This is a genomic window from Rathayibacter sp. Leaf185, from assembly GCF_001423885.1.
In the GTDB taxonomy this organism is placed as follows: domain Bacteria; phylum Actinomycetota; class Actinomycetes; order Actinomycetales; family Microbacteriaceae; genus Rathayibacter.
In genome coordinates, this window is the sequence record NZ_LMPP01000002.1 from 213,783 (window position 1) to 236,695 (window position 22,913).

Sequence of the window (22,913 nt, forward strand, 5' to 3'; positions counted from 1 at the left end):
CGCTGTGGAAGCGGTTGCGCGGACGCCTCTCGTCGTCACCCGCGCGCCTTTCGAGTCAACTCGCGGCAGGCCCCTTCCGGCACGCCTCCGCGCACCCATCCCGCAGTGTCGAGAACGCGCCCTCCCGGGTGCCGTTCGGCACTCGATCTGATCGGCGACGGCGCCGATCGAGGAGGTCTCTCTCTGATGAACACGCACTCAGCGACCACACGCACTCCTGCCCCCTGGCTCGTCCGCACGGGAGCCGCCCTCGCGGGCTGCCTCGTGCTCAGCGGAGTCGCGGCCGCCGCCGCGGCGGCCGACACCGAGTACGGCGACGAGGGCGTCGACGTGACCGTCGACATCGCGCAGATCGACGAGCCCGGCGTGCTCGCGATGACCGTCGGGGGCACCTCCGCGGCGCTCACCGAGAACGGCTCGACCGACACGGTCCGGCAGTTCACCGGCGAACTCCCCGCGGTCACCGTGACCGACACGCGCACGGCCGAGGAGATCCCCGACGGAGCCGGCTGGTACGTCCTCGGCTCCGCGACCGACTTCACCGGTGACGCAGGTCAGGACCCGATCGGCGCCGACCACCTCGGCTGGACGCCCGAGCTCGTCGACGGCGGAGACTCCGGCCTCGTGGCCGAGGGCGACCAGGTCGACACCGTCCTCGACGAGGGGCCCGACGCCGTCGGTCTCGTCGACCAGGAGCTGCTGGCGCTCGCACTCGACTCCGAGGCGATCGCCGAGGAGGGCTCGTGGACCGTCAAGGCCGACCTGACCCTGAAGACCGAGGCCGACGTCGCTCCCGGCGCCTACTCCTCCGTGCTGACGCTCTCGCTCTTCGAATGACGACGACGACCCGTGGCGCCGGAGTGAGGGCGCTCGCCGTGACCGCCGTCGGCGCACTGCTCTCGGCCGGGCTGATCGCCCAGGCGGCGCCTGCCGTCGCGGCCGAGCCGTGGTCGCCCCGCCCCTCGTACACCTCGACCGACCGGGGCGACGGCACCTACTCCGTGCCGCTGCTCAACGCCGACGTCCCCGACGTCAGCGTCGAGCGGGTGCCGGCCGCCGAGAACGACGAGGGCCGCGACCTCTACTACATGATCTCGACGACGATGCACCTCAGCCCCGGCGCACCGATCATGAAGTCGTACGACCTCGTCAACTGGGAGATCGTCAACTACGTCTTCGACCGGCTCGAGATCGGCGACCGCTTCTCGCTCCGCAACGGCCAGAGCTCCTACGGCAACGGCCAGTGGGCGTCGTCGCTGCGGTACCACGACGGCCGCTACTACGCGGTCTTCAACACCAACAACCTCGGCGGGTCGTACCTCTACTCGACCGACGACATCGACGACGGAGCATGGACCAGGACCGCCCTCGGGCGCGCGTTCCACGATCCGTCGCTCTTCTTCGACGACGCCGACGGAGGCACGCCCTACATCTTCTACGGGTCCGGCTCGACCAGCGCGGTGAAGCTGAGCGAGGACCTCACCAGCGTCGTCGCCGAGTACCCGAACATCCTCCGCACCGCCGACTACCCGGGCGCCTCCTACCTCGGCGGCCTCTTCGAGGGTGCGCAGGTGCAGTACATCGACGGGCAGTACTACATCGTGATCATCACCTGGCCCTCGGGGCAGGGGAGGCAGGTCGCCCTGTTCCGCTCCTCGGATCTGCTCGGCCGCTACGCGACCGCCGACGGCAGCAACCCCTACGAGGGCCGCGGAGTGCTGAACTCCAACGGCTTCGCGCAGGGGAGCCTCGTGCCGATCGCCCGAGAGGACGGTACGACCGACTGGCACGGCATGTTCTTCCGCGACAGCTTCCCGACCGGCCGCATCCCCGGGCTCATCCCGGCGACGTGGAAGGACGGCTGGCCGACCTTCGGCACGAACGGCTCGGTCCCGGTGGGCGGCGGCTTCCCGAAGCCGATCCGGCTGAGCCCCGAGGAGGAGCTCTTCGAGCGGCAGAAGAGCCTCGTCGTCTCGGACGACTTCGACAACGACGCCGCCGCCAAGGCGTACCAGGACGAGGAGTGGACGATCCCGCCCGCTCCGAGCATCGACCCGTCGCTGATCGGGGTCGAGCTGCTGCAGAACCCCGGGGCGGAGGCGGGGACCGCACCCTGGTCGGGCCAGTTCGGTGCCGTCGTCACGGCCGACACGAGCGATGCCGCGTCCGGAAGCGCCGCGCTGCGGGTCTCGAGCCGGACGCTCAACGGCTCCGGTCCGCAGCAGGTGCTCGCGAACAGGCTGCAGCCGGGGGTGACGTACACGGTCTCGGCGAAGGTGAAGTACACCTCCGGCCCCGCCTCCGTGCGCTTCAACCTCTGCGCCGACTTCGGTGCAGGCCCGCAGACCATGGCCTTCGCCACCGTCCCGCAGGGCCAGTGGACCACGATCACGGGCACCTACACCGTGCCGCAGAACGCGAACGTCTCGAGCGTCAAGATCGCGGTCGAGACACCGTGGGGCAACCCGCAGCCCGCGTCCTCGAGCGTCGAGTACCTGCTCGACGACGTCTCGATGATCGGCTCCCCGCCGACCACCGAGCTGCCGAGCGCCGCCGAGATCGAGCCCAACGGCTCCCGCCTCGACCCCGCCTGGCAGTGGAACCACGCGCCCGACAACCGCTACTGGTCGCTGACCGACCGCGAGGGCTGGCTGCGGCTGACCAACGGCAAGGTCGTCACGGGTGGGTACCAGCACACGAAGCTCTCGAACTCGCCCGAGTTGGCCTGGCTCGAGGAGGCGCGCAACACGCTCTCGCAGCGCATCGTCGCCCCGAAGCAGTCGGCTGAGGCGACGCTCGACGTCTCGGGGATGAAGGACGGCGATGTCGCGGGCCTCGCGGCCTACAACCGCGGCTTCTCGTACGTCGCGGTGAAGCGCGTCGACGGAGTGAACACGATCGGAGTCGTGAACCGCAGCCAGCCGTTCGCGCAGACCTTCGACCAGGCGGCCGTCGAGGCGTTCCTCCCGGGAACCACGGCGGCGCTCGGAGCGGCGACCGAGGTGCACGTGAAGGCCGATCTCGAGCTCAACGCCCCGAACGGACAGCTCTGGAGCACGTTCTCGTACAGCCTCGACGGGCTGACCTGGACGAAGCTGGGCTCCCGCGTCGGCCCGCAGACCCTCGACGGGACGCTCACGCACTTCATGGGCCACCGCATCGGGCTGTTCAGCTACGCGACCGCCTCGACCGGCGGCCACGTCGATGTCGACGAGTTCCTGCTCAGCGACACGCTCTCCTCCGAGGGGAAGGCGCTCGACCGCTCGCAGCTGGACGCGGCGATCGCGCACGCCGCGACCCTCCGCGAGGCCGACTACCCCGCCGAGGCGTGGGCCGGCATGCGCGCCGTCCTCGTGAAGGCGCAGGCCGTCACGACCGCCGGGACGCAGAACCAGCTCGACGCCCCCGAGCGCGCCCTCAGCTACCAGCTGGCGCGCCTGGGGACCCTGAAGGCCGCGGCACCCTCGCTCGAGATCGTCGCCTCCGCGAGCACCCGGTGCATCGCCGGGAAGGTCGTCGTGACCGTCACGGCGCGTAACGGCAGCGACGTCCCGGTGGCGCTCGAGCTCGCGGGCAGCCACGGCACGAAGTCCTTCGCCTCCGTCGCCGCCGGGAAGAGCGCGACCCACGCGTTCACCACGCGGGCGACCAGCGTGCCCGCCGGTGAGGTGGCCGTCACCGCGACGGCCACGGTCGACGGCGCCACCGCCGCGAGCACCGTCCGCGCCGCCCACCCGGCGGCCACCTGCGGATGACGCCGAGCGGGCGGCCGGAGATCGGCCGCCCGCCCCTGAACCCGTCGCGGGCGCCCGTCGCCCCCGACGCACCACAGCAAGACGCGATCAAGGAGGATTCGTGAGAACGCAACAAGACGCCGCACCGAGAGGTCGGCTGCGCCTCAGGCTGCTGGCCACAGCAGCACTGACAGCACTACTGGTGGCCCCGTTCGCCGCCCAGTCCTCGTCCGCCGCCGAGCAGGAGCTCATCGTCAACGGCGGCTTCGAGAACGGAGTCGCGAACTGGTTCGTCAACAACGGCAACGCCGCAGACGCCGGCGCGCTCGCCACGACGACCGACGCGAAGACCGGCGCGAGCGCCGCGATCGTCACCGGCCGCACGACGACCGGCGCGGGAGCGATGCAGGATCTGAGCGGCAAGATCGTCGCCGGGCAGACGTACCAGGTGAAGGCCCAGATCAAGTACGAGAACGGGGCAGGGCCCGCGACCAAGCAGTTCTTCGCGACGATGCACTACGGAGGCGGCAGCTACACGAACCTGGCGAGCGTCACGGCGACGAAGGGCCAGTGGGCCTCGATCAGCGGCTCCTTCACCGTCCCCGCGGGCCAGAGCGTCGCGACCACCCGCCTCTTCTTCGAGACGCCGTGGACCGCGACTCCGTCGACGGCGCCCGACACCCACCTCATGGACTACAAGCTCGACGACGTGTCTCTCGTCGGCGCTGCCCCGCCGGCGGCACCGTCGAAGACCATCGAGGTCGTCGGCAAGCTGCCGGGAGACCACAACCCGCTCATCGGCTGGAAGTTCGGGGCCGACGGCTTCGGCTTCGTCGAGGACGGCCGCGTGTACATGTACATGACGAACGACACCCAGGGCTACGCGCCCGACTCGGTGACGGGCGTCTCGCCCGGGATCGACTACGGCAAGATCAACCAGATCACGGTGATCTCCTCCGACGACCTGGTCAACTGGACCGACCACGGCGAGATCCAGGTCGCGGGCTCCGCGGGCGTCGCCCCCTTCACGGGTAACTCCTGGGCTCCCGGCATGGCCAAGAAGACCGTGAACGGAGTGGACAAGTACTTCCTCTACTACGCGAACGGCGGCGGATCGAGCAATGTGATCACCGGTGACTCGCCGGTCGGCCCGTGGACGAGCCAGCGCACCAGCACGCTCATCAACGACTCGACCCCCGGCGCGAACGTCTCGTGGAAGTTCGACCCGGCACCGCTGATCGACGACGACGGCCAGGGCTACCTGTTCTTCGGAGGCGGTCCCGCCTCGACCGCGCTGCCTGCGGCCGAGCGCTTCAACAACCCGAAGAACATCCGCGTGATCGAGCTCGGCGACGACATGATCTCGACCGAGGGCACGGCCGCTGTGGTCGACGCTCCGGTGGCCTTCGAGGCGGCCCAGGTGTTCGAGCGCGAGGGCAAGTACTACCTCTCGTACTCGTCGCACTTCGGCGGCAACGACTTCGGCGGCAACCAGACCCGCGTTCCCGGCTACCCGGGCGGCGGCGAGATCGGCTACATGATCTCGGACGACCCGATGTCGTGGCCCAAGGAGGCCTACGCCGGCGTGATGTTCCCCAACCAGAGCCGCTTCTTCGGGAACGGCACCGGCGGGAACAACCACCAGTCGGTCTTCGAGCTCGGCGGGAAGTACTACTTCACCTATCACGCGCCGACCCTCAACAAGAGGATCAACGGCGACACCACGCAGGGCTACCGCAGCCCGCACATCCAGGAGCTGCAGTTCAACGCTGACGGCACCGTGCAGCAGGTCGTCGGCGACTACGCCGGAGTGGACCAGGTGAAGGACTTCGAGCCGTTCCGCACCTTCCCGGCCGAGACCATCGGCTGGAGCAAGGGCATCGCGACGGCGCCTCTGGGCACCCCGGCGGCGGGCGCGACGCAGAACCTGGTTCTGCGCGACCTCGACAACGGCGACTGGACGGCCCTGTCGTCGGTCGACTTCGGCGACACGGGAGCGGCGACGTTCTCGGCGCGTGCGAAGGCGCTGCAGGCCGGCGGCACCATCACGGTCCGCCTCGACTCCGAGACCGGCCCCGTCGCGGGCACGGTCGCGGTGAACGGCGCCACCGGCGAATGGGCCGACGTCAGCGCCGCGCTGACCGGAGCGACGGGAGTGCACGACGTGTACTTCAGCTACTCCGGACCCACCGGTGACCTGTTCGAGCTCGACACGTTCGCCTTCACCGAGGGCGAGGCCGCTCCGGCACTCGACATCACCGCGACCGCCACCACCCGCTGCATCGCGGGCAAGGCGATCATCACGGCGCAGGCGACCAACGACTCCGGGGCGACCGCCTCGGTGACGATGACCACCGCCTACGGCACCAAGACGTTCGCCTCGGTCGCCGCCGGCAAGACCGTGTCGCACGCCTTCACGACGCGCCAGGTGGATCTGCCCGCCGGCTCGGTCGCGGTCGGCGCCACCGCGACGATCGACGGCTCGCCCGTCTCGACGGAGGTGAGCGCACCCTACGCGGCACGCCCCTGCAGCTGACCCGCTGAACCGCAGGAGCGCCCTCGACCCTCCGGGGTCGGGGGCGCTCCCGCGTGCGATCTCGAAGCCGGGCTACGACGACGTCGCGCTCCTCGCCGCACCGGAGGACTCCCGCACGACGAGGGAGCCGCGCAGGAGGGCGGGTCCGGTGACGCCGCCGACGAGCCGGTCGAGCGCCGCGTCGGCCATGGCCTCGATCGGCTGGCGGAGCGAGGTCAGCGGGGGAGCGCTGTACTCGCCCTCCCAGGTTCCGTCGAAGCCGACGACGGCGATGTCCTCCGGGACGCGGACCGCCTCGTCCCGGAGCGCCCGGAGCAGACCGATGCCGATGAGGTCGGAGGCGGCGAAGACGGCGTCGGGTCTCGGCGACACTTCGAGCAGCGCCTGCCCCGCGGCGAGCCCGCCCTCGCGGGAGTACGGGGACTCGATCTGCGCGCCCGGTCGCAGTCCCGCCGTGAGGCACGTCTCCTCCCAGCCCCGCCGGCGGGCCTCGAGACGACCGTGGGCGTCGGGAGCCGTCTCGCCGACGAAGGCGATGCGGCGGCGTCCGAGCTCGACGAGGTGGGTCGTCGCCGTCACAGCGCCGGCGAACAGGTCGACTCCCACCCCGGTCGGATCCGTCTCGTCGCTGTCGTTCAGCGACAGCCAGGGGACGCCGGCGGAGTCGAGCGGCTCCCTGTCGATCCGACCGCCGGCGAGCACGAGCACACCGGCGACCTGCCGGGCGGCCAGATCCCGGAGGCGGGCCCGCAGGGCGTCGACGTCCGGTACCGACGTGACGACCAGGAGATCGAGCTCCCGCGCGCGGGCCGCGTCCTCGACGGCGCTCGCCAGCTCCGTGAAGAACGGATTGCTGAAGACGCGACGTCCGCCGATCGGCGCGAGGAGGGCGATCGTCCGCGACGTGCCCGATCGCAGCGCTGCCGCCGCGGCGTTGGGCTGGTAGCCCAGCTCGGCGATCGCCGCTCGCACCCGTGCCGCAGTGGCCTCGGCGACAGGCGCTCGGCCGTTCAGCGTGTACGACACCACCGCATCGCTCACTCCGGCGAGCCGAGCGACGTCGCGTCTGGTCACACGGCGGGGTGGCGTCATCCGGCGAATCTACCGAGATCGACGCCGGATCCCCGCCGAGGCGGGGTCATCGGCCGCTTCGCGGCAGGGGCTCACCGACCGCGACCGGCGCGTCGCCGTGGTCCGGGATGGGCAGTCGCGCGCCGTCCCGGCGTGCGGACTCCATGGCGACGAGCCCCGGCAGCGTGTAGCGGGCGGCGACCCAGGCGTTGACCGTCGGCAGCGTCCCGGTCGTCACGGCGCGCACGAAGTCGTCGACCAGGAGGTGGTGCGAGCCCTCGTGCCCGTTCGGGGCGCCCTCGAGCTGGGCCGGAAGGCGCGAGGCCTCCTCCTCGTGGACCGGGGCGTGCCCGCTGACGAAGGCCGCGCGGAGGGCGGGGGAGACGTTCTCGAGGCGCGGGTCGTCGTCGGCCATCGTCGCCGTCGTGGCGAGCTGCTCGGTGACGTCCTCGACACCGTCGCCGGTCTGCCACACGCTGGTCTGCACCAGCTGCTCGAAGACTCCGGCCGTTCCGAAGAAGCGGAAGCGGCTCTCGCGCAGGAACGAGGGGTACCCCACTCGGCGGAACTCGTTGATCCGCATCGAACCGCCGCCGTCGAGCTCGAAGAGCGCGGTCATGTTCGAGAAGTCGTTGTCGAACATGCTGACGGAGGTGTCGAAGACGCCGTCGTCCAGCTGGTCGCGGACGCCCGTGCAGCTCACGCTCGTCGCGTGCATCGGGACGGCACCCAGCACGCCCCCGATGGAGTGCGTCGGGTACCACATCGGCGGGTAGCTCGCGGTGGCCTTCCAGTCCTCGCCGCCGCTGTAGCGGTAGGCGTCGTAGAAGCCGTGGTCCATGTCGTGGAGGTAGTCGCCCTCCAGGTAGAAGACGCGACCGAAAGCGCCCTCGGCGAACTTGCGCCGCGCGAAGACCGTCGCCGGGTTGTACTGGCTCGTCTCGCCCATCATGTAGGTCAGACCGGTCGCGGAGACCAGGTCGATGATCTCGGCGATCTCGTCGGCGTCGCTCGCCATCGGCACGGCGGAGTAGACGTGCTTGCCCGCGCGGAGGGCTCGGGCGACCAGGGGGCCGTGCGTCCACCGCTGGGTGAACAGGGCGACCGCATCGACCGACGGATCGGCGAGCATCGCCTCGAAGCTGTCGTGCGTCCCGGCCAGCCCCTCCGCGTCGACGAGCGTCTCTGCACGACCCTCGATGACGTCGGTCACCGTGATCGAGCCGACTCCGGGGTGGCGGTGGAAGAGGTCGGCGAAGTGGCGGCTGAACTGGCCGGCGCCGACGATTCCGAGAGTGAAGGTCATCTGGTTCTCCTCGAGTCCGCGACGGTCTACGCCCTCGCTCAGACAGGAAACCACGCCGGTTTACTCGTGTCAATATCGGAGCGCTGTGCAGAGCGGGGGGGTCACTCCTCCGGCGAGGCCGTCTCAGGAGGAGCGACCAGGGCTGCGCCTCCGGCGCCCGGCGACTCGTAGCCACAGCCCGCCTGTGAGCGTGAGAGCACCGAGCAGCGCGAGACCGGGAAGGCCGTCCACCCCGGTGGCCGCGAGACCGCCGCCCGTCGCCGAGCTCCCGCCCGCGCCCGTGGAGGAGCCGTCCGCGCTCCCGTCAGGGATCCCGGAGGCGGGTCCGGCGCCCGTCCCGCTCCCGAAGGGCAGGCCGTCATCGGCGAGGACCGTCAGCGTGCCGCCCACGTAGTACGGCTCGTAGTCGGGGTGCTCGAAGCCCTGGCACTTCACCGCCCCCGGGTAGACCCCCGGCGGCGTCTCGGGCGTGACGTCGACCGTGCACGTCGGTTCGAGTCCCAGCGATGCGGGGGTGTCGGAGTCGATGAGCGGCGAGTACTCGGGCAGGACGACGGGCGGCTCCGATCCCGCGATCATCTCCACGTCGGGGGCGACCACCTCGACGTACGCCGGGTCGACCTGCAGCCTCGTGCTCCGCGAGACGTAGCGCCCCTCGGAGGGAGTCTCACCCGACGCGTTGTAGACGAGGACCCGGTAGAAGACTCCGTCGTTGCTGACGCGGGTGTTCAGCCGGTAGGTCGGCGACTGCGCGAGCGGCAGGGCGGTGAAGGTCCTGTTGTCGGTCGAGGAGTACCACTGGTAGCGCACATCGGGTGTGCCGCTCGCGGTGACGTTCAGAGTCCGGTAGGAGCCCGCGGTGACGGTGGTCGTGCCTCCCCAGTTCACCTCGACCCTCGGCGAGACCTTCTCGACGCTGATGATCTGCGACTCGCGCTCGGCCGGTGGGAAGAACGCTCGTCCGGCCTGGTCGGCGTGGACGACGCACTCGCCGGCGAAGGGGAGGTCGATGGTCGCGGTGAACTCCACCCGGCCGTCCTCGCTCACGGTGCACCACGGGCTGACCGGGTCGGTGGAGAACACGACGGGCTCGCCCGACGCGCCTCCGGAGGCGTCGACGTCGTACGCCTCGCCCACTCGTCCCGGGGTCGGCGGGTCCGACTCGAAGCGGATCTCCTGGGTCACCGCGTCGACGGTGAGGGTGGCGGCGCGGTAGCCGATGTCGTAGCGCGGCGAGCTCTGACCGGAGCACTCGACGGGGTACGCGCCGGGCGGCAGCTCGCGATCGGCCGGGGGACGGGAGCCGCAGCGCAGATCGCCGCTGAGGTCGTCGGGGCCGTCCCCGAGCCGGAAGCCCTCGTCGCCCGTCCCGTAGTCGGCCTCGAACGCCGGGGCGTCGGTGCCGTAGGCCATCCGCACGTCACGGGCGGTCACGGTGAGGGGAGCCGGGAGCACGGTGAGCTCGGCGGTGTCGGAGGAGCTCTCCCCGGAGACGCTCACGGCGACGACACGGAACCGGGTGCCCGTGTCGGTGCGCGCCGACGGCTGGTAGCGGGAGCCGGTGGCCCCGGGGATGTCCTCGAAGGGCGAGCCGGCTCCCGCCGACCGCTGCCACCGGAGGGAGGTGCGGGGTCCGTCGGCGATCTCGACCGAGAGGGCGGCCGGGGTGTCCCCGTAAGTGAGGGCGGACGACTCCGGTTGGGTGGTGAAGACCGGGCCGCCCGCCGGGCGCACGACGACGGAAACCGTTCCCTCACTCGATCGGACGTCCTCGGTGCGCGACGAGACGCCGGAGTACGCGGCGGTGACGCGGACGACGCCGGTGACCGGGAAGCTCGCCGCCGCGGTGGCGCGGCCGTCGACGACCGGCACCCGGGCGATCGTCGTCGGCGCCTCCGACCCGTCGTTCGGCGCGCTCGTGAACGTCAGCTCGCCCGCGTCGACCGTGCGTCCGTCGCCCCGGGTCACCGTGGCGCTCAGGGCGACGTCGTCGCCGACGTAGGGAGTCGACGGAGAGGCCTCGATCACCGTGGTCGTCGGCACGACCGCCGCGGCCTCGACCGGCAGGGAGGTGGAGGCGCTGCTCGAGAGGAACCCGACGCGCTCGGAGTCCGCGCCCGGATAGCGCACCTGCACGGTCAGCTCGCCGGCGGGCCGGACGCCGAGGGGGATGTCGACCGCTCCGTTCGAGAGGGTCCCGGTCAGGACCTCGCCGCCCGTGCGGAGCTCGACCGCGCCGACGGGCACGGGGCCGTCGTCCACTCCGGCCACCCGCACGGAGGCGATCAGCTCGTCGGAGACGTAGGCGGGGGACGGGGCGATCGTCACCGTCGTGACCGTCGGGTAGAGCGGGAAGACCTGCACGTTCGGGCCGTCCTGATCGGTGCTGCCGTTGCGCAGAGTGCCCGAGCGCTGCTGGTCGGTCGGCGGGTTCGGCGAGATGTACGGCGGGAGGTGGTTCGCCCCGCCGCCGCCACCACCGGAGCCGCCGCTCGTGCCGCCGCCGCCTCCTCCGCCACCGAAGAGGCCGCCCCCGCCGCCACCCGCGTACTCGCCGCCGGAGTCGGAGATGCCCGCGCGTCCCCCCGTGAGGTACGTGCCCGGAGTGCCGGCGCTGCCCTCGTTGAAGAACCCGCTGTATCCGGCGGCCCCGCCCGCGCCGCCGCCGGACGTGGTGCCGGGGTTGCCGCCGGCTCCGTCACGGGCGTCGTTCGCGCCTCCGTCGCCGCCCTTCGACCCCGGTGCGCCACCGGAGCCGCCGGTCGATCCGGACGTCCAGTACCCGGCGTCGCCGCCGCCGCCCCCTCCGCCGGCGACCGCCAGGAAGGCGTCCTTCGGGAAGGCGGAGGCGGGACTGCCGCCACCGGGGCAGTAGGGAGCGGGGTCGATCGTCGAGACGAACGACCCGTTTCCTCCGCTCCCCGAGTAGGTCCGGGCGCCGCCCGGGAGGAGCGTCGACCCGCCGGCCAGCCAGAGGCGCTGACCGGGGAGGACCTGCACGACGGCCTCGGTGACGCCCGCGGCGCCTGCCGATCCGGGGGCGGGTCTGCGGTCGATGGCGACTCCCGGCTGACCCTTCTGACCGATCACGAGCATCCGCGCGTAGTGCACGCCGGACGGGATGTCGACGACTGCCGTCGCGCACAGCGCGTTGACGTCGGCCGTCGGCTCGTCCGCCTGAGCCGAGGGAGCGAGCGCGACCGCGGCCATCAGGCCGAGGATCAGCGCGCCCGACAGGAGGGAGGCGGACGGTCTCGGGAGGCGGGGACGCGTTCGGTTCACGGTGCAGGCTCCCAGCCCGAGGATCAGGGCGCACGCCCCCCGTTAAGGCGCGTCGGGTGCGGACACCGACCCGAGGAGTCAGTGACCGCGCGCGATCCACTCCTCGCGGTGCGGTGCCTCCGCCCCGATCGTCGTGGAGTCGCCGTGGCCCGTGAGGACGACGGTCTCCGCGGGCAGGGTGAGCAGTCGCTCGGTGATCGACTCGATGATCGTCGGGAAGTCGCTGAAGGAGCGGCCCGTGGCGCCCGGCCCGCCCTGGAAGAGGGTGTCGCCGGTGAAGACGGTGCCGAGGTCGGCGGCGACGAAGCAGACGGCGCCGGGGGAGTGGCCGGGGGTGTGCCGCACCTCGAGATCGATGTCGGCGACGGACACGACCTGTCCGTCGACGAGCCCGCCGGTCGGCGCGGTGTCCGGGTAGACCGCGTCCCAGAGCATCCGGTCGCCGTCGTGCAGCAGCACGGGCGCGCCGGTCGCCGCCCGCACCGCGGCGGCCGCGTCGATGTGGTCGTCGTGCGCGTGGGTCAGCAGCACGGCCCGGAGCGCGCGGTCGCCGACGGCCGCGAGGATCGCGTCGGCGTCGTGGGCGGCGTCGATGACCACGCACTCGGAGTCGTCGCCGACGATCCAGACGTTGTTGTCGACGTCCCAGGTGCCTCCGTCGAGGCTGAAGGTGCCGCTGGTGACCAGGTTCTCGACGCGGGCGGCCATCAGAGCACCACCACCGAGCGCAGCACGTCGCCCCCGGCCATCGTGGCGAAGGCCTGCTCGACGTCGGCGATGCCGATCCGCTCGGTCACGAACTCGTCGAGCGGCAGCCGGCCCTGCAGGTAGAGGTCGGTGAGCATCGGGAAGTCCCGCTCGGGCAGGCAGTCGCCGTACCAGCTCGACTTGAGCGAGCCGCCGCGGCCGAAGACGTCGAGCAGCGGGATCTCGAGCGTCATCTCGGGAGTCGGCACACCGACGAGCACCACGGTCCCGGCGAGGTCGCGGGCGTAGAACGCCTGGCGCCAGGTCTCGGGCCGGCCGACGGCGTCGATGACGACGTCCGCGCCGACGCCGTTCGTGAGCTCCTGCACCGCGGAGACGACACCCGCCTCGTCGAGGCCGCTCGAGTCGATGACGTGGGTCGCGCCGAGCCTCTTCGCCGCGACGAGCTTCTTGGGGTCGCGGTCGATGGCGATGACGGTGCTCGCTCCGGCGAGCGCCGACCCGACGACGGCGGCTGTGCCGACGCCTCCGCAGCCGATGACCGCGACGGAGTCGCCGCGACCGACGTTCCCGGTGTTCATCGCGGCGCCCAGGCCGGCCATGATGCCGCAGCCGAGCAGGCCCACCGCGGCCGGGTCCGCCTCCGGATCGACCTTGGTGCACTGCTTGGCGTGCACGAGGGTCTTCTCGGCGAAGGCGCCGATGCCCAGCGCCGGGCTGAGCTCGGTGCCGTCGACCAGGGTCATCCTCTGGGTCGCGTTGAAGGTGTTGAAGCAGTACCAGGGCTCCGCGCGCACACACGCGCGGCACTCGCCGCAGACGGCGCGCCAGTTGAGCACGACGAAGTCGCCGACCGCGACGTTCGTCACGCCCTCGCCGACGGCGCTGACCTTCCCGGCGGCCTCGTGGCCGAGGAGGAACGGGAAGTCGTCGCTGATCCCGCCCTCGCGGTAGTGGAAGTCGGTGTGGCACACGCCGCACGTCTCGATGTCGACCACGGCCTCGCCGGGCCCTGGATCGGGGACGACGATGTCGACGAGCTCGACGGGAGCCCCCTTCGACCGGGCGATGACGCCGCTCACAGTGGTGGGCATGGGGGCTCCTTCGGCGGGGCGGGTGGTGCGGGGATCCGCTCCACAGTACCGACCGGGTGCTGTGACCAGGCCAGCCTCTCCTCGCTGGCGCTGCCTCTCGTGCAGTGCTTGCATGGCGCCATGACCTCCGTGTCCGCACCACCGCCAGGGGCCCACCCCGGCGAGCCGCACGACACCTCCCTCTCGGGCCGCCTCAACTGGCTGCGCGCCGGCGTGCTCGGCGCCAACGACGGCATCGTCTCGGTCGCCTCCCTCGTCGTGGGAGTCGCGGGGGCGACCGCGGCGACGCCCGCGATCCTGACCGCCGGTGCCGCGGGCCTCATCGGCGGCGCGATCTCGATGGCGCTCGGCGAGTACGTCTCGGTCAGCAGCCAGAGCGACAGTCAGCGCGCGCTGATCGCGAAGGAGCGCCGAGAGCTCGCGAACGAGCCGGAGGAGGAGCTCGCCGAGCTCGCGGGACTGTACGAGGCGAAGGGCCTCACTCCCGAGACGGCGCGCAGGGTCGCCTCCGAGCTGACGGCGCACGATGCGCTCGCCGCCCACCTCGAGACCGAGCTCGGCCTCCGCGAGGACGATGTCGCGAGCCCGCTCGCCGCCGCCGGAGCCTCGGCCCTCGCGTTCACCGTGGGCGCGCTGCTGCCGCTGCTGGCGATCCTGCTGCCTCCCGCGTCGATCCGCGTCCCGATCACTTTCGCCGTCGTGCTGATCGCGCTCGCGATCACCGGCTACCTCAGCGCCCGCATCGGCGGCAGCCCGCCCGCGAGGCAGACGATCCGCGTCGTCGTCGGAGGCGCGCTGGCGCTCGCCGCCACCTTCGCCATCGGGTCGCTGCTGGGCACGTCGGGCGTGGTCTGACGCCCCAGGGTCGACCCCGAGCGTCCTCCCCAGGGGCGTCAGCGGTCCCGGCGCTCGGGAGTCGGCAGCACGTCCGACGGGGCTGCGCTGCCTCCGCCGAGTGCCGTCGCCCCGGCGGAGACCGCGATGACGAGGCCGCGTGCGAGAAGGGAGAGGACGCGCAGGAGGATCCTGCCGAGCCGACCCGTCACGATCGGCGCTTCTCGTCCGGTCGCCCGGCCGACTCGCCCACCCCGAAGGCGAGCAACGGGTCGGGGCCGCCGAGCTCGACGGACGTCGTCGGTGCGGTGTCGAACTCCGGGGAGTGCGCGGCCTCGGTGCCGCGTCCGGAGTAGACGTCGCGCAGGACGCTCGCCGCGGCGCCCGCCGGCTGCGCCGCGTGCCGGAGGCCGCGCCGCCGCGATCCGCGGACGAGGAAGCCGAGCGCGACCGCGATCCAGAACAGAGTCGTCAGTGCCGTGTACGCCATGCGATCCCCCGATCGTCGCTGCGGTTCGAGTCCATCAGGGTCGACCCCCGATCGCAAGGCCGCACAGCGCGTCCGCCCCGTTCATCCGCGGGCGGGCCGATGAAATCGCGAGCCGAGCGCCTGAAGGTCAGTAGGGTGCGGCCTATGCGCACTCTGTACCCCGAGATCGAGCCCTTCCACACCGGGATGCTCGACGTCGGCGACGGCCACGAGCTCTACTGGGAGGCGTCGGGCAATCCCGAGGGCAAGCCCGTCGTCTTCCTGCACGGCGGCCCCGGCGCCGGCACCTCGCCCGAGCACCGCCGCCTCTTCGATCCCGAGAAGTACCGCATCGTGCTCGTCGACCAGCGGATGTGCGGTCGCTCCACGCCTCACGCCAGCGAGCCCGGCGCCGACCTCTCCACCAACACCACCTGGTACCTGGTCGCCGACCTCGAGAAGCTGCGCGAGCACCTCGACATCGACCGCTGGCAGGTCTTCGGCGGCTCGTGGGGCTCGACCCTCGCGCTCGCCTACGCCGAGACGCACCCGGAGCGAGTCACCGAGATCATCCTGCGCGGCATCTTCACCCTGCGCCGGGCCGAGCTCGAGTGGTTCTACGAGGGCGGCGCTGCAGCGGTCTACCCCGACCTGTGGGAGGCGTACACCGCGGTCGTCCCCGCCTCGGAGCGCGGCAGCTTCATCGAGGCCTACTACCGCCTGCTGCACGACGAGGATCCGGCGGTGCACGGCCCGGCCGGTGTCGCCTGGACCACCTGGGAGGCGTCCACCATCTCGCTCCTGCAGCGCCCCGAGATGGTCGAGGCCTGGTCCGATCCCGCCTACGCGCTGGCCTTCGCGCGGATCGAGAACCACTTCTTCGTCCACCACGGCTGGCTCGAGGAGGGGCAGCTGATCCGCGACGCCGGCGTGCTCCGCCACCTGCCCGCCGTCATCGTCCAGGGCCGCTACGACATGTGCACCCCCGCCTTCACCGCCTGGGACCTGCACACCGCCTGGCCCGAGGCCGACTTCCGCCTCATCCCCGACGCCGGTCACGCCTTCGACGAGCCCGGCATCCTCGACGCCCTGATCGAGGCCACCGACCGCTTCGCCTGCTGACCCGCACGCCGCGATCCGCGCCCGGCCGGCCGCCGCCGGCCGTCGCGACTACCCTGAGCAGATGCCTGCCGATGCCGACGCCGAGATGGCCACCTGGCCCACCGGCCGCCTGCTCTCGACGGCGTCCCGCATGGTCGAGCACGCCTGGCACGGTGCGCTGGCCGAGATCGGCCTGACGCATGCCGGCCTGATCGTCCTGCACTTCCTCCAGGCCGGCCCGACCGCCCAGAAAGAGCTGGCCGCCGCCGCGCACGTCGAGGTGCAGACCATGTCGCGCACCATCGAGCGCCTCGAACGCGAGGGTCACGTCTCGCGCACCAGCGATCCGGCCGACCGCCGTCGCCAGCTCGTCTCGCTGACCGCGAAGGGCTCCGAGGCGTGGGGTCTCGCCCACCGCCTCGAGGTCGACATGTTCCCGGGCAGCCTCGAGCACGGCCCGCTGCGCGAGGCGCTGCTCGACATCATCCGCGACGCGAGCGAGTCCCGCTGGGGCTGACCCCCTCCGCAAGCCCCCTCGCCGGTCGTGCCGTCGCCGCTACCGTGACCGCATGACCTTCAACGACGACTCCCGACTCAGCGGCGGCAAGGTGCGGCGGCGCGGCCGCACGACGGGCATCGCCGTCGGAGGCGGCGCCGGCGTGGTCATCGTCCTCGCGCTCCTCTCGCAGCTGCTCGGCGTGAACCTCTCGGGTCTCGGCGATGTCCTCGGAGGCGGCGGCGCCTCACCGGAGGGCGTGACCAGCACCGCGGTCGCCTGCGACAGCGGCGCCGACGCCAACGCTCAGGTCGACTGCCGGCTCGAGGGCGCCGCGGAGTCGCTGGACCGCTACTGGGGAACCGCGACGGGCGCACTCGGCGTCGCGTACACGACTCCGGCCGGCGTCGATCTCTTCGAGGATCAGACCCAGACCGGCTGTGGAGGCGCGACCGCCGCGGTCGGCCCCTTCTACTGCCCGCCCGACCAGACGATCTACCTCGACACCGACTTCTTCGACGAGCTGCGGACCCGTTTCGACACGTCGGGGGGATCGCTCGCGCAGATGTACATCCTGGCCCACGAGTGGGGCCACCACATCCAGAACCTGACCGGGGCGATGGAGTCCGCCGACCGCTCGGGGACCGGCCCCGACTCCGACTCGGTGCGCCTCGAACTGCAGGCCGACTGCTTCGCCGGTGCATGGGTCGGCGACGCGTCGACCGTGCCCGACGAGACGGGCACGCCCTATCTCAAGCCGGTGACGCAGCAGGAGTACCAGGACGCGCTCGGCGCGGCGGCGGCGGTCGGCGACGACCGCATCCAGGAGCAGGCGACCGGCACCGTCGACCCCGAGGGCTGGACGCACGGCTCGGCCGAGCAGCGTCAGCGCTGGTTCCAGGCCGGTTTCGAGGGCGACGCGACCAGCTGCGACACCTTCGCGGCCGCTCAGCTCTGACGCCGCGCCGACCTTGCCGGCCGCCGCGCGATCTGCAGGCTGTCGTGCGATCTGCAGGAGTCGGTGCGATCTGCAGGATCAGCCTCGTGGATAGCGCTCCTCACCGCGTCAGTAGGCGGTGAGAGGTCCCGGTCTCCTGCGAATCGTACGGTCACCTGCGAACCGTACGGTCACCTGCGAATCGCGCCGACACCTGCGAACCGCACGATCACCAGCTCTGACGCCGCCTCACGAGACCGAGTCGGCCGGCTCGGCCATGTACCACTCGGTGAACGAGCGCGCCCGCCCGTCCGCCGCGAACCGGATGACCCACAGATTCAGGTAGGTCGTGTCGCCCGGGTAGATGGTCCGAGCCTCCACCACTGCGGTCTCGTCGGTCAGGGCGACGAGACCCCACGCGAAGGTCGGGTCGCTCGGCTCCTCCTCCGCCCGCCACCACTCGACGATGGCGTCGCGCGGAGTGATCGCGTCGCTGTACGGCGCCGTGAAGTACTCGGCGTCCTCGGTGAACAGCTGCGCGATGTCGTTCGGGTCGTCGCTCGCCCAGGCCTTCTCGTAGGCGGCGATCCAGCTCTCGATGTCGATCATCCGCCCATCCTCCGCCTGCTCGACCCACGGAGGAAGCGTGAGCGCGGGAAGGATCCCGACCTCCATCCGGTTCGATACCGGGGCCGCCCGATGCAAAGCTGGGCAATACGACTCGCAACCGAAGGACCTCTGTGCCCGACCGCCGCTCCCTCACCCGTTCTCCCGATCCGCGACTGATCACCGCCGTCCTCGCCTTCGCCGGCATGAGCGCCTCCTTCATGCAGACCTTGGTCGTGCCGATCCAGTCCGAGCTGCCGACCCTTCTCGGCGCCGACCGCAGCGAGACCGCCTGGGTGATCACCGCCACCCTTCTCAGCGCGTGCATCCTCACGCCCGTGTCCGGCCGGCTCGGCGACCTCTACGGCAAGCGGCGGATGGCGGTCGCGGCGCTGGTGGTGCTCGTGATCGGCTCCGTCGTCTGCGCCTTCGCGGGTGACGTCTGGACCCTCGTCGTCGGCCGCGCTCTGCAGGGCGCCGTGATGGGCGTCATCCCGCTCGGCATCTCGATCCTCCGCGACACCCTGCACCGCGATCGTCTCCCGGGGGCGATCGCCCTCGTCAGCGCCACCCTCGGCATCGGCGGCGCGCTCGGGCTGCCGCTGAGTGCCCTCGTGGCCCAGAACCTCGATTGGCACGTCCTGTTCTGGATGTCGGCGGCCCTCGGTGTGCTCGACATCGTCCTCGTCCTGCTCGTCGTGCCCGTGTCGACACTGCGCGCGCCCGGCAGCTTCGACGTCGTCGGCACCATCGGGCTCGCGATCGGTCTGAGCGGCATCCTGATCGCCGTCTCGCGCGGCAACGACGCGGGCTGGGGGAGCCCGGCGATCCTCGCCTCCGGCCTCGGCGGCATCGCCGTGCTGCTCGTCTGGGGCTGGTACGAGCTGCGGCAGTCGAGCCCGCTCGTCGATCTCCGAGTGGCCGCGCGGCCCGCCGTGCTGTTCACGAACCTCGCCTCCGTGGCCGTCGGCTTCGCGTTCTTCGGCGCGCAGATCACACTCCCGCAGATGCTGGAGCTGCCCCTCGCCTCGGGAGCCGGCTTCGGCCTCAGCCTGATCGTCGCGAGCCTCGTCCTCGCTCCCTCGGGCCTCGCGATGATGGCGACGTCGCCTGTCGCGGCGCGCCTCTCGGCCAGGTCGGGGCCACGGATCGTCCTGATCTCGGGCGCCGCGCTGATCGCTGTGTCCTACCTGCTGGTGCTCCCGTTCGGGACCGAGGTCTGGCAGATCCTCGTGATCAACGCCCTGATCGGAGTCGGTCTCGGCCTCGCCTACGCCGCGATGCCCACGCTGATCATGCACGCCGTGCCGGCCTCCGAGACCGCGGCCGCCAACGGCCTCAACTCGCTGATGCGCACCCTCGGCACGACCCTCTCCTCCGCCGTCACAGCCGCGGTGCTCGCCCAGCTGACGGTCTCGGTCGGCGCGATCGACGTCCCGAGCTCCGACGGCTTCCGCACCACGTTCGTGATCGGCGCCGTCGGCGCGGTCGTCGCCGTCGTGCTCGGCCTGCTGATCCCGAAGGTCTCGCGGCCGGAGGCGCGCCCCGCGCTGCCCTGACCGGCCGGCTCCGCGCACAACGTCAGCTGAGATCGGGTCGCAGCCACGATGGTGCGCGACACCCGTTCTCAGCTGACGTTGTGCGCCCTACTCGTCGTCCTCGGCGAGCATCCGCTCGATCTGCAGCTCGCGGAGCCGCGCCGTCGTCAGCTGGTTCTCGCGCGCGGCGATCGCGAGCCGGCAGAGCAGCACCGCCAGCACGATCACGACCACCGCGATCACGACGAGGAAGACGACGTAGAGGACGAAGACGAAGTTGAATCCGGTCACCATCGTCCGACCCTACTGACGCCTCGCCGCCGAGGTCGTCCCCCGCCCGGCGGACCGTACGGCGGCTCGGCGGCACCTCCGGCTCGTGGAATCGCCTCCGGCTCGTGGAATCCACGGATTCCGACGAGCCGAACCGGTTTCTGCGAGCCGAAGCGCCCCCCGCCGAGTCGCGCCGCCCGCTCGCGCGCTCCTACTCTGGGCACAGGGCGCGCCGTCGCCGGGGAGCGGAGGCGCGATGCAGGTCGAGCAGGTCACGACGCGCGCGCAGTACGACGACTTCCGCCTCCTGCCCGGACGCCTGCACCCGCGCTCGCTCACCGTCCCACTGCCCGACGCCGTGCTCCAGTCGTGGTGGCGCGGTTCGCGCGTGCGCACGGCCGGGGTCGAGCTGCTCCTGGTCCGCGATCGAGGCGGCCGGGTGGTGGGCCGCACGACGGTCCACTCCGATCCGCGGCTCGACGCGCGGCTGGGCGCGCGCACCCTCCTGTTCGGCGCGACCGATTTCGCCGACGCCGCAGCGGCCGCTGCGCTGTTCGACGCCGTCGCCGAGCGGGCGAGCGGGCACGAGCAGATCCTCGGTCCCGTGTCGCTCCTGCCCAACGAGGGCGGCGGAGTGATCACGAGCGACTTCTCGCAGCGCGGCTTCCTCCGCGTGCTCTGGAACCCGCCGAGCTACCCCGGCATCTACGAGGACGCGGGTTTCGAGCGGATCTGGGAGGGCGACACCTGGAGCGTGCAGACCGTGCCGCGCCGTGCCGGCGACCCGCTCGGCCCGGTCGCGCCCGAGGAGTGGGCGGCGGCGGGCCTGCGCCCCCGTCGTCTCACCGCGGCGCGCACCGACGCCATCCGCACCGAGATGCTCGGGGTGCTCAACCGCGCGGGAGCGTCGTCGCCGTTCGCGACCGAGGTGACCGCCGGCGAGCTCGACCGGGGCTCCGTCGGCGTCGCGGCGCTCGCCGCCCTCCTCGACCCCCACATCCTGCGCCTCGCCAGCGACGAGGCGACCGGTCGGCTGGTCGGCTTCGCGCTGGCCGTGCCCGACTACACCCGCTTCCTCCAGAGCACGCGCGGCCGGGTCGGCGTGCTCGACCAGCTGCAGGCGGTGGTGACCCGCACCCGGTTCCGTCAGGAGGCGGTGCTGCAGATGCAGTGCACCGATCCCGTCGATCAGGGCCGCGGAGTCGGCACCCTGCTCGGTCGCGACCTGCAGGCGCACCTCGCGGAGCGCGGCTACCGCCGGCTGAGGGTCCCCTACATCGCCCGCGACGGGGTCGCCGCGCGCGCCCAGCTGGAGCGCTTCGACGGCGTGCCGATGCACGGCGTCACCTTCTATCGGCGCGCGGTGCGCTGAGGGCCGGTCAGCGGCAGGCGGAGGCGATCGCCACCGCGTCCGCGCCCGGCTCGCCGTACGGCTCTGTGCCCGACCCGTCCTCGTAGCCGAGCGACAGCGCCCAGGCCGTCGCCCACTTCTCGTCGTCGCCCTCGAACGGAGCCGCGCGGTACAGCTCGTAGCAGCCGTCCTTCGACGTGATGGCGTGGCCGACCTCGTGGGCGACCAGACCCCGCGTCCAGTCGGCGTCCCAGTTGCGCTGGATGCTCTCGGTCAGCTGGATCATCGCCGGAGCGCCCTCCTCGAGCGTCCACGTCGCGAGTCCGGCGCCGCTGTCGAGCTCGCCGTACGCCACTCCGTCGATCTCGATGCTCTCCTCCCACGTCACGTCGAGGGGTACTCCGCCCGCGAGCGAGTCGGCGAAGTCGAGCACCTGCTGCTTCTGCGGCCAGTCGGCGGCGGCGCGGTCGGCGAGACCCTCGGCCTGCGACCGCTGAAGATCGGCCACCCGGGCGAGGTACGCGCGGAAGAGCGCGGCCTGCCCGAGGTCGACCGGCTCGTCGGAGTCGCCGTAGCCGTACAGCGCGCGCTCCAGGAGCCAGCGCGTCTCGTGCGTCGCCGCGGTGCTCGCCTCGGCGAGGGCGGTGCCGACCGCGGCCGTCGAGTCGGCGAAGTCGGCGGAGGCGGTGCGCGCCGCCCCGAGCATCGGCCGGACCCGCGCGGTCTGCTCCCGCTGCTGCGCGGCGTCCGCCTCGAGCTCGTCCGATCGGGCGTCCAGCTCGTCGGCGGCCTCGAAGCGCTCCTCGGTCTCCTGCGGATCGGCGGGAGGCCGCAGCGCCGCCCGCTCGCCGACGGGCACGTCGTCGGCCGCGTCCACGACCGCGTCGATCGCGCCCAGGTACTCGTCGCGGTCCGCCGCGTCGACGGCCACCGGGTCGGCCTCGGCGACGGCGGCCCGGATGCCGCTCGTCTCGGACACCACGGCGGCCTCGAGCGCGTCCCACTCCGCGACCGCGTCGTCGTGGTCCTCGGCGGTGTCGACGAGCCGGGTGCTCGCCTCCTCGAAGCGCTGCTCGGCGATCCCGCCGCGGACGACCACGGTCGTGACCGTTCCGCCGATCGCCAGGGCCAGCACCACACCCGCCGCGACGCCGAGGCGCGCCCCGCGCGACAGAGGGCGCCGAGGCGGTCGGCCGGGAGAGAGGGTCGCGGGATCGGGCGGCGGGAACGAGCCGGTCGCGGCTCCCGGGGCGGCTGTGCTCACGCGCCCAGTATCGCCTGCCGGCCGTGCGCGCGCCGTCCCTGCGCCGTTCGGCACTTCGCGCCCGTCCCCTGCGAGGAGGGCGGCGGATGTCGTCCCACGGCGGCGGTCTTCTGCGCGGTGCACCTGAGGAGAGCGATGGGCGGCGACGAGCCGCAGCACTCACATCCGGCGCTTAAGGCACCGCGCGTAGGGTGTCCGACTGTGGATCCCCGCTCGTCAGACGTCGCCGTGCCTCCGCTGACCGACGCGGTCGCCCAGGCGCTCGACGCGACGACCGTCGCCGAGATCCGTGCCCTCCGCGACGACTTCGCGCGCT

General features: G+C 72.2%; 19 protein-coding genes. 9 read left to right on the top strand and 10 right to left on the bottom strand.

Annotated features, from left to right (window positions below; all coding sequences use genetic code 11):
* The first annotated feature begins 186 nt into the window (after positions 1 to 186).
* The 3 genes from ASG06_RS08300 to ASG06_RS08310 all read left to right on the top strand — a co-directional run bounded on the left by ASG06_RS08300 (position 187) and on the right by ASG06_RS08310 (position 6,270).
* The gene (locus tag ASG06_RS08300) at positions 187 to 837 is read left to right on the top strand and encodes a hypothetical protein (protein ID WP_056040962.1); all 651 of its coding nucleotides are present in this window, start codon (positions 187 to 189) and stop codon (positions 835 to 837) included.
* On the top strand, positions 834 to 3,755 hold the full coding sequence (locus ASG06_RS08305; RefSeq protein WP_056040964.1) for a family 43 glycosylhydrolase: 2,922 nt from the start codon (positions 834 to 836) through the stop codon (positions 3,753 to 3,755). Before ASG06_RS08300 ends, ASG06_RS08305 begins: the two co-directional genes overlap by 4 nt.
* A 100-nt stretch (positions 3,756 to 3,855) precedes the next feature.
* Positions 3,856 to 6,270 carry a family 43 glycosylhydrolase gene (locus ASG06_RS08310; protein WP_056040967.1) on the top strand — a complete coding sequence of 805 codons (2,415 nt, stop codon included), beginning with the start codon at positions 3,856 to 3,858 and terminating at the stop codon, positions 6,268 to 6,270.
* Positions 6,271 to 6,342: 72 nt separating this feature from the next.
* Here the strand turns inward: ASG06_RS08310 and ASG06_RS08315 are convergent, their stop codons facing one another.
* The 5 genes from ASG06_RS08315 to ASG06_RS08335 all read right to left on the bottom strand — a co-directional run bounded on the left by ASG06_RS08315 (position 6,343) and on the right by ASG06_RS08335 (position 13,731).
* A complete protein-coding gene (locus ASG06_RS08315) occupies positions 6,343 to 7,362 on the bottom strand; it encodes a LacI family DNA-binding transcriptional regulator (RefSeq protein ID WP_082499071.1) in 1,020 nt (339 codons plus the stop codon).
* Positions 7,363 to 7,408: 46 nt separating this feature from the next.
* Entirely contained in the window at positions 7,409 to 8,647 is a 1,239-nt protein-coding gene (locus ASG06_RS08320) for a Gfo/Idh/MocA family protein (protein WP_056040973.1), read from the bottom strand.
* Positions 8,648 to 8,770: 123 nt separating this feature from the next.
* Entirely contained in the window at positions 8,771 to 11,929 is a 3,159-nt protein-coding gene (locus ASG06_RS08325; protein ID WP_056040975.1) for an MBG domain-containing protein, read from the bottom strand.
* Positions 11,930 to 12,007: 78 nt separating this feature from the next.
* On the bottom strand, positions 12,008 to 12,637 hold the full coding sequence (locus tag ASG06_RS08330; protein ID WP_056040978.1) for an MBL fold metallo-hydrolase: 630 nt from the start codon (positions 12,635 to 12,637) through the stop codon (positions 12,008 to 12,010).
* Positions 12,637 to 13,731 carry an S-(hydroxymethyl)mycothiol dehydrogenase gene (locus ASG06_RS08335; RefSeq protein WP_056040980.1) on the bottom strand — a complete coding sequence of 365 codons (1,095 nt, stop codon included), beginning with the start codon at positions 13,729 to 13,731 and terminating at the stop codon, positions 12,637 to 12,639. Before ASG06_RS08335 ends, ASG06_RS08330 begins: the two co-directional genes overlap by 1 nt.
* A 120-nt stretch (positions 13,732 to 13,851) precedes the next feature.
* On the opposite strand from ASG06_RS08335, the gene ASG06_RS08340 reads away from it, so the two are divergent.
* Positions 13,852 to 14,586: a VIT1/CCC1 transporter family protein gene (locus ASG06_RS08340; RefSeq protein ID WP_056040982.1), complete on the top strand. Its 735-nt coding sequence runs from the start codon at positions 13,852 to 13,854 to the stop codon at positions 14,584 to 14,586.
* Positions 14,587 to 14,624: 38 nt separating this feature from the next.
* On the opposite strand, the gene ASG06_RS19960 is transcribed toward ASG06_RS08340, so the two are convergent.
* Complete coding sequence (locus ASG06_RS19960; protein ID WP_156465933.1) at positions 14,625 to 14,777, bottom strand: hypothetical protein; 153 nt, start codon at positions 14,775 to 14,777, stop codon at positions 14,625 to 14,627.
* On the bottom strand, positions 14,774 to 15,055 hold the full coding sequence (locus ASG06_RS08345) for a hypothetical protein (protein WP_056040984.1): 282 nt from the start codon (positions 15,053 to 15,055) through the stop codon (positions 14,774 to 14,776). Before ASG06_RS08345 ends, ASG06_RS19960 begins: the two co-directional genes overlap by 4 nt.
* A 144-nt stretch (positions 15,056 to 15,199) precedes the next feature.
* On the opposite strand from ASG06_RS08345, the gene pip reads away from it, so the two are divergent.
* The 3 genes from pip to ypfJ all read left to right on the top strand — a co-directional run bounded on the left by pip (position 15,200) and on the right by ypfJ (position 17,589).
* Entirely contained in the window at positions 15,200 to 16,156 is a 957-nt protein-coding gene (gene pip / locus ASG06_RS08350) for a prolyl aminopeptidase (RefSeq protein ID WP_056040987.1), read from the top strand.
* A 61-nt stretch (positions 16,157 to 16,217) separates the two neighbouring features.
* Positions 16,218 to 16,652: a MarR family winged helix-turn-helix transcriptional regulator gene (locus tag ASG06_RS08355; protein WP_056040990.1), complete on the top strand. Its 435-nt coding sequence runs from the start codon at positions 16,218 to 16,220 to the stop codon at positions 16,650 to 16,652.
* Positions 16,653 to 16,704: 52 nt separating this feature from the next.
* Complete coding sequence (ypfJ, locus tag ASG06_RS08360; RefSeq protein ID WP_056040993.1) at positions 16,705 to 17,589, top strand: KPN_02809 family neutral zinc metallopeptidase; 885 nt, start codon at positions 16,705 to 16,707, stop codon at positions 17,587 to 17,589.
* A gap of 228 nt (positions 17,590 to 17,817) precedes the next feature.
* Here the strand turns inward: ypfJ and ASG06_RS08365 are convergent, their stop codons facing one another.
* Complete coding sequence (locus tag ASG06_RS08365; protein ID WP_056042456.1) at positions 17,818 to 18,177, bottom strand: nuclear transport factor 2 family protein; 360 nt, start codon at positions 18,175 to 18,177, stop codon at positions 17,818 to 17,820.
* A 131-nt stretch (positions 18,178 to 18,308) separates the two neighbouring features.
* Between ASG06_RS08365 and ASG06_RS08370 the strand changes: the two genes are divergently transcribed.
* The gene (locus tag ASG06_RS08370) at positions 18,309 to 19,733 is read left to right on the top strand and encodes an MFS transporter (RefSeq protein ID WP_231727662.1); all 1,425 of its coding nucleotides are present in this window, start codon (positions 18,309 to 18,311) and stop codon (positions 19,731 to 19,733) included.
* An 87-nt stretch (positions 19,734 to 19,820) separates the two neighbouring features.
* Here ASG06_RS08370 and ASG06_RS08375 read toward each other — a convergent pair whose 3' ends face one another.
* Positions 19,821 to 20,006, bottom strand: coding sequence for a hypothetical protein (locus ASG06_RS08375; RefSeq protein WP_056040995.1), 186 nt, complete (start codon positions 20,004 to 20,006; stop codon positions 19,821 to 19,823).
* Positions 20,007 to 20,238: 232 nt separating this feature from the next.
* On the opposite strand from ASG06_RS08375, the gene ASG06_RS08380 reads away from it, so the two are divergent.
* Positions 20,239 to 21,354 (top strand): hypothetical protein, encoded by a 1,116-nt coding sequence (locus tag ASG06_RS08380; protein WP_056040998.1) that lies wholly within the window; start codon positions 20,239 to 20,241, stop codon positions 21,352 to 21,354.
* Between the two features lie 7 nt (positions 21,355 to 21,361).
* On the opposite strand, the gene ASG06_RS08385 is transcribed toward ASG06_RS08380, so the two are convergent.
* Entirely contained in the window at positions 21,362 to 22,597 is a 1,236-nt protein-coding gene (locus ASG06_RS08385) for a hypothetical protein (protein ID WP_056041000.1), read from the bottom strand.
* Positions 22,598 to 22,913: the final 316 nt, after the last annotated feature.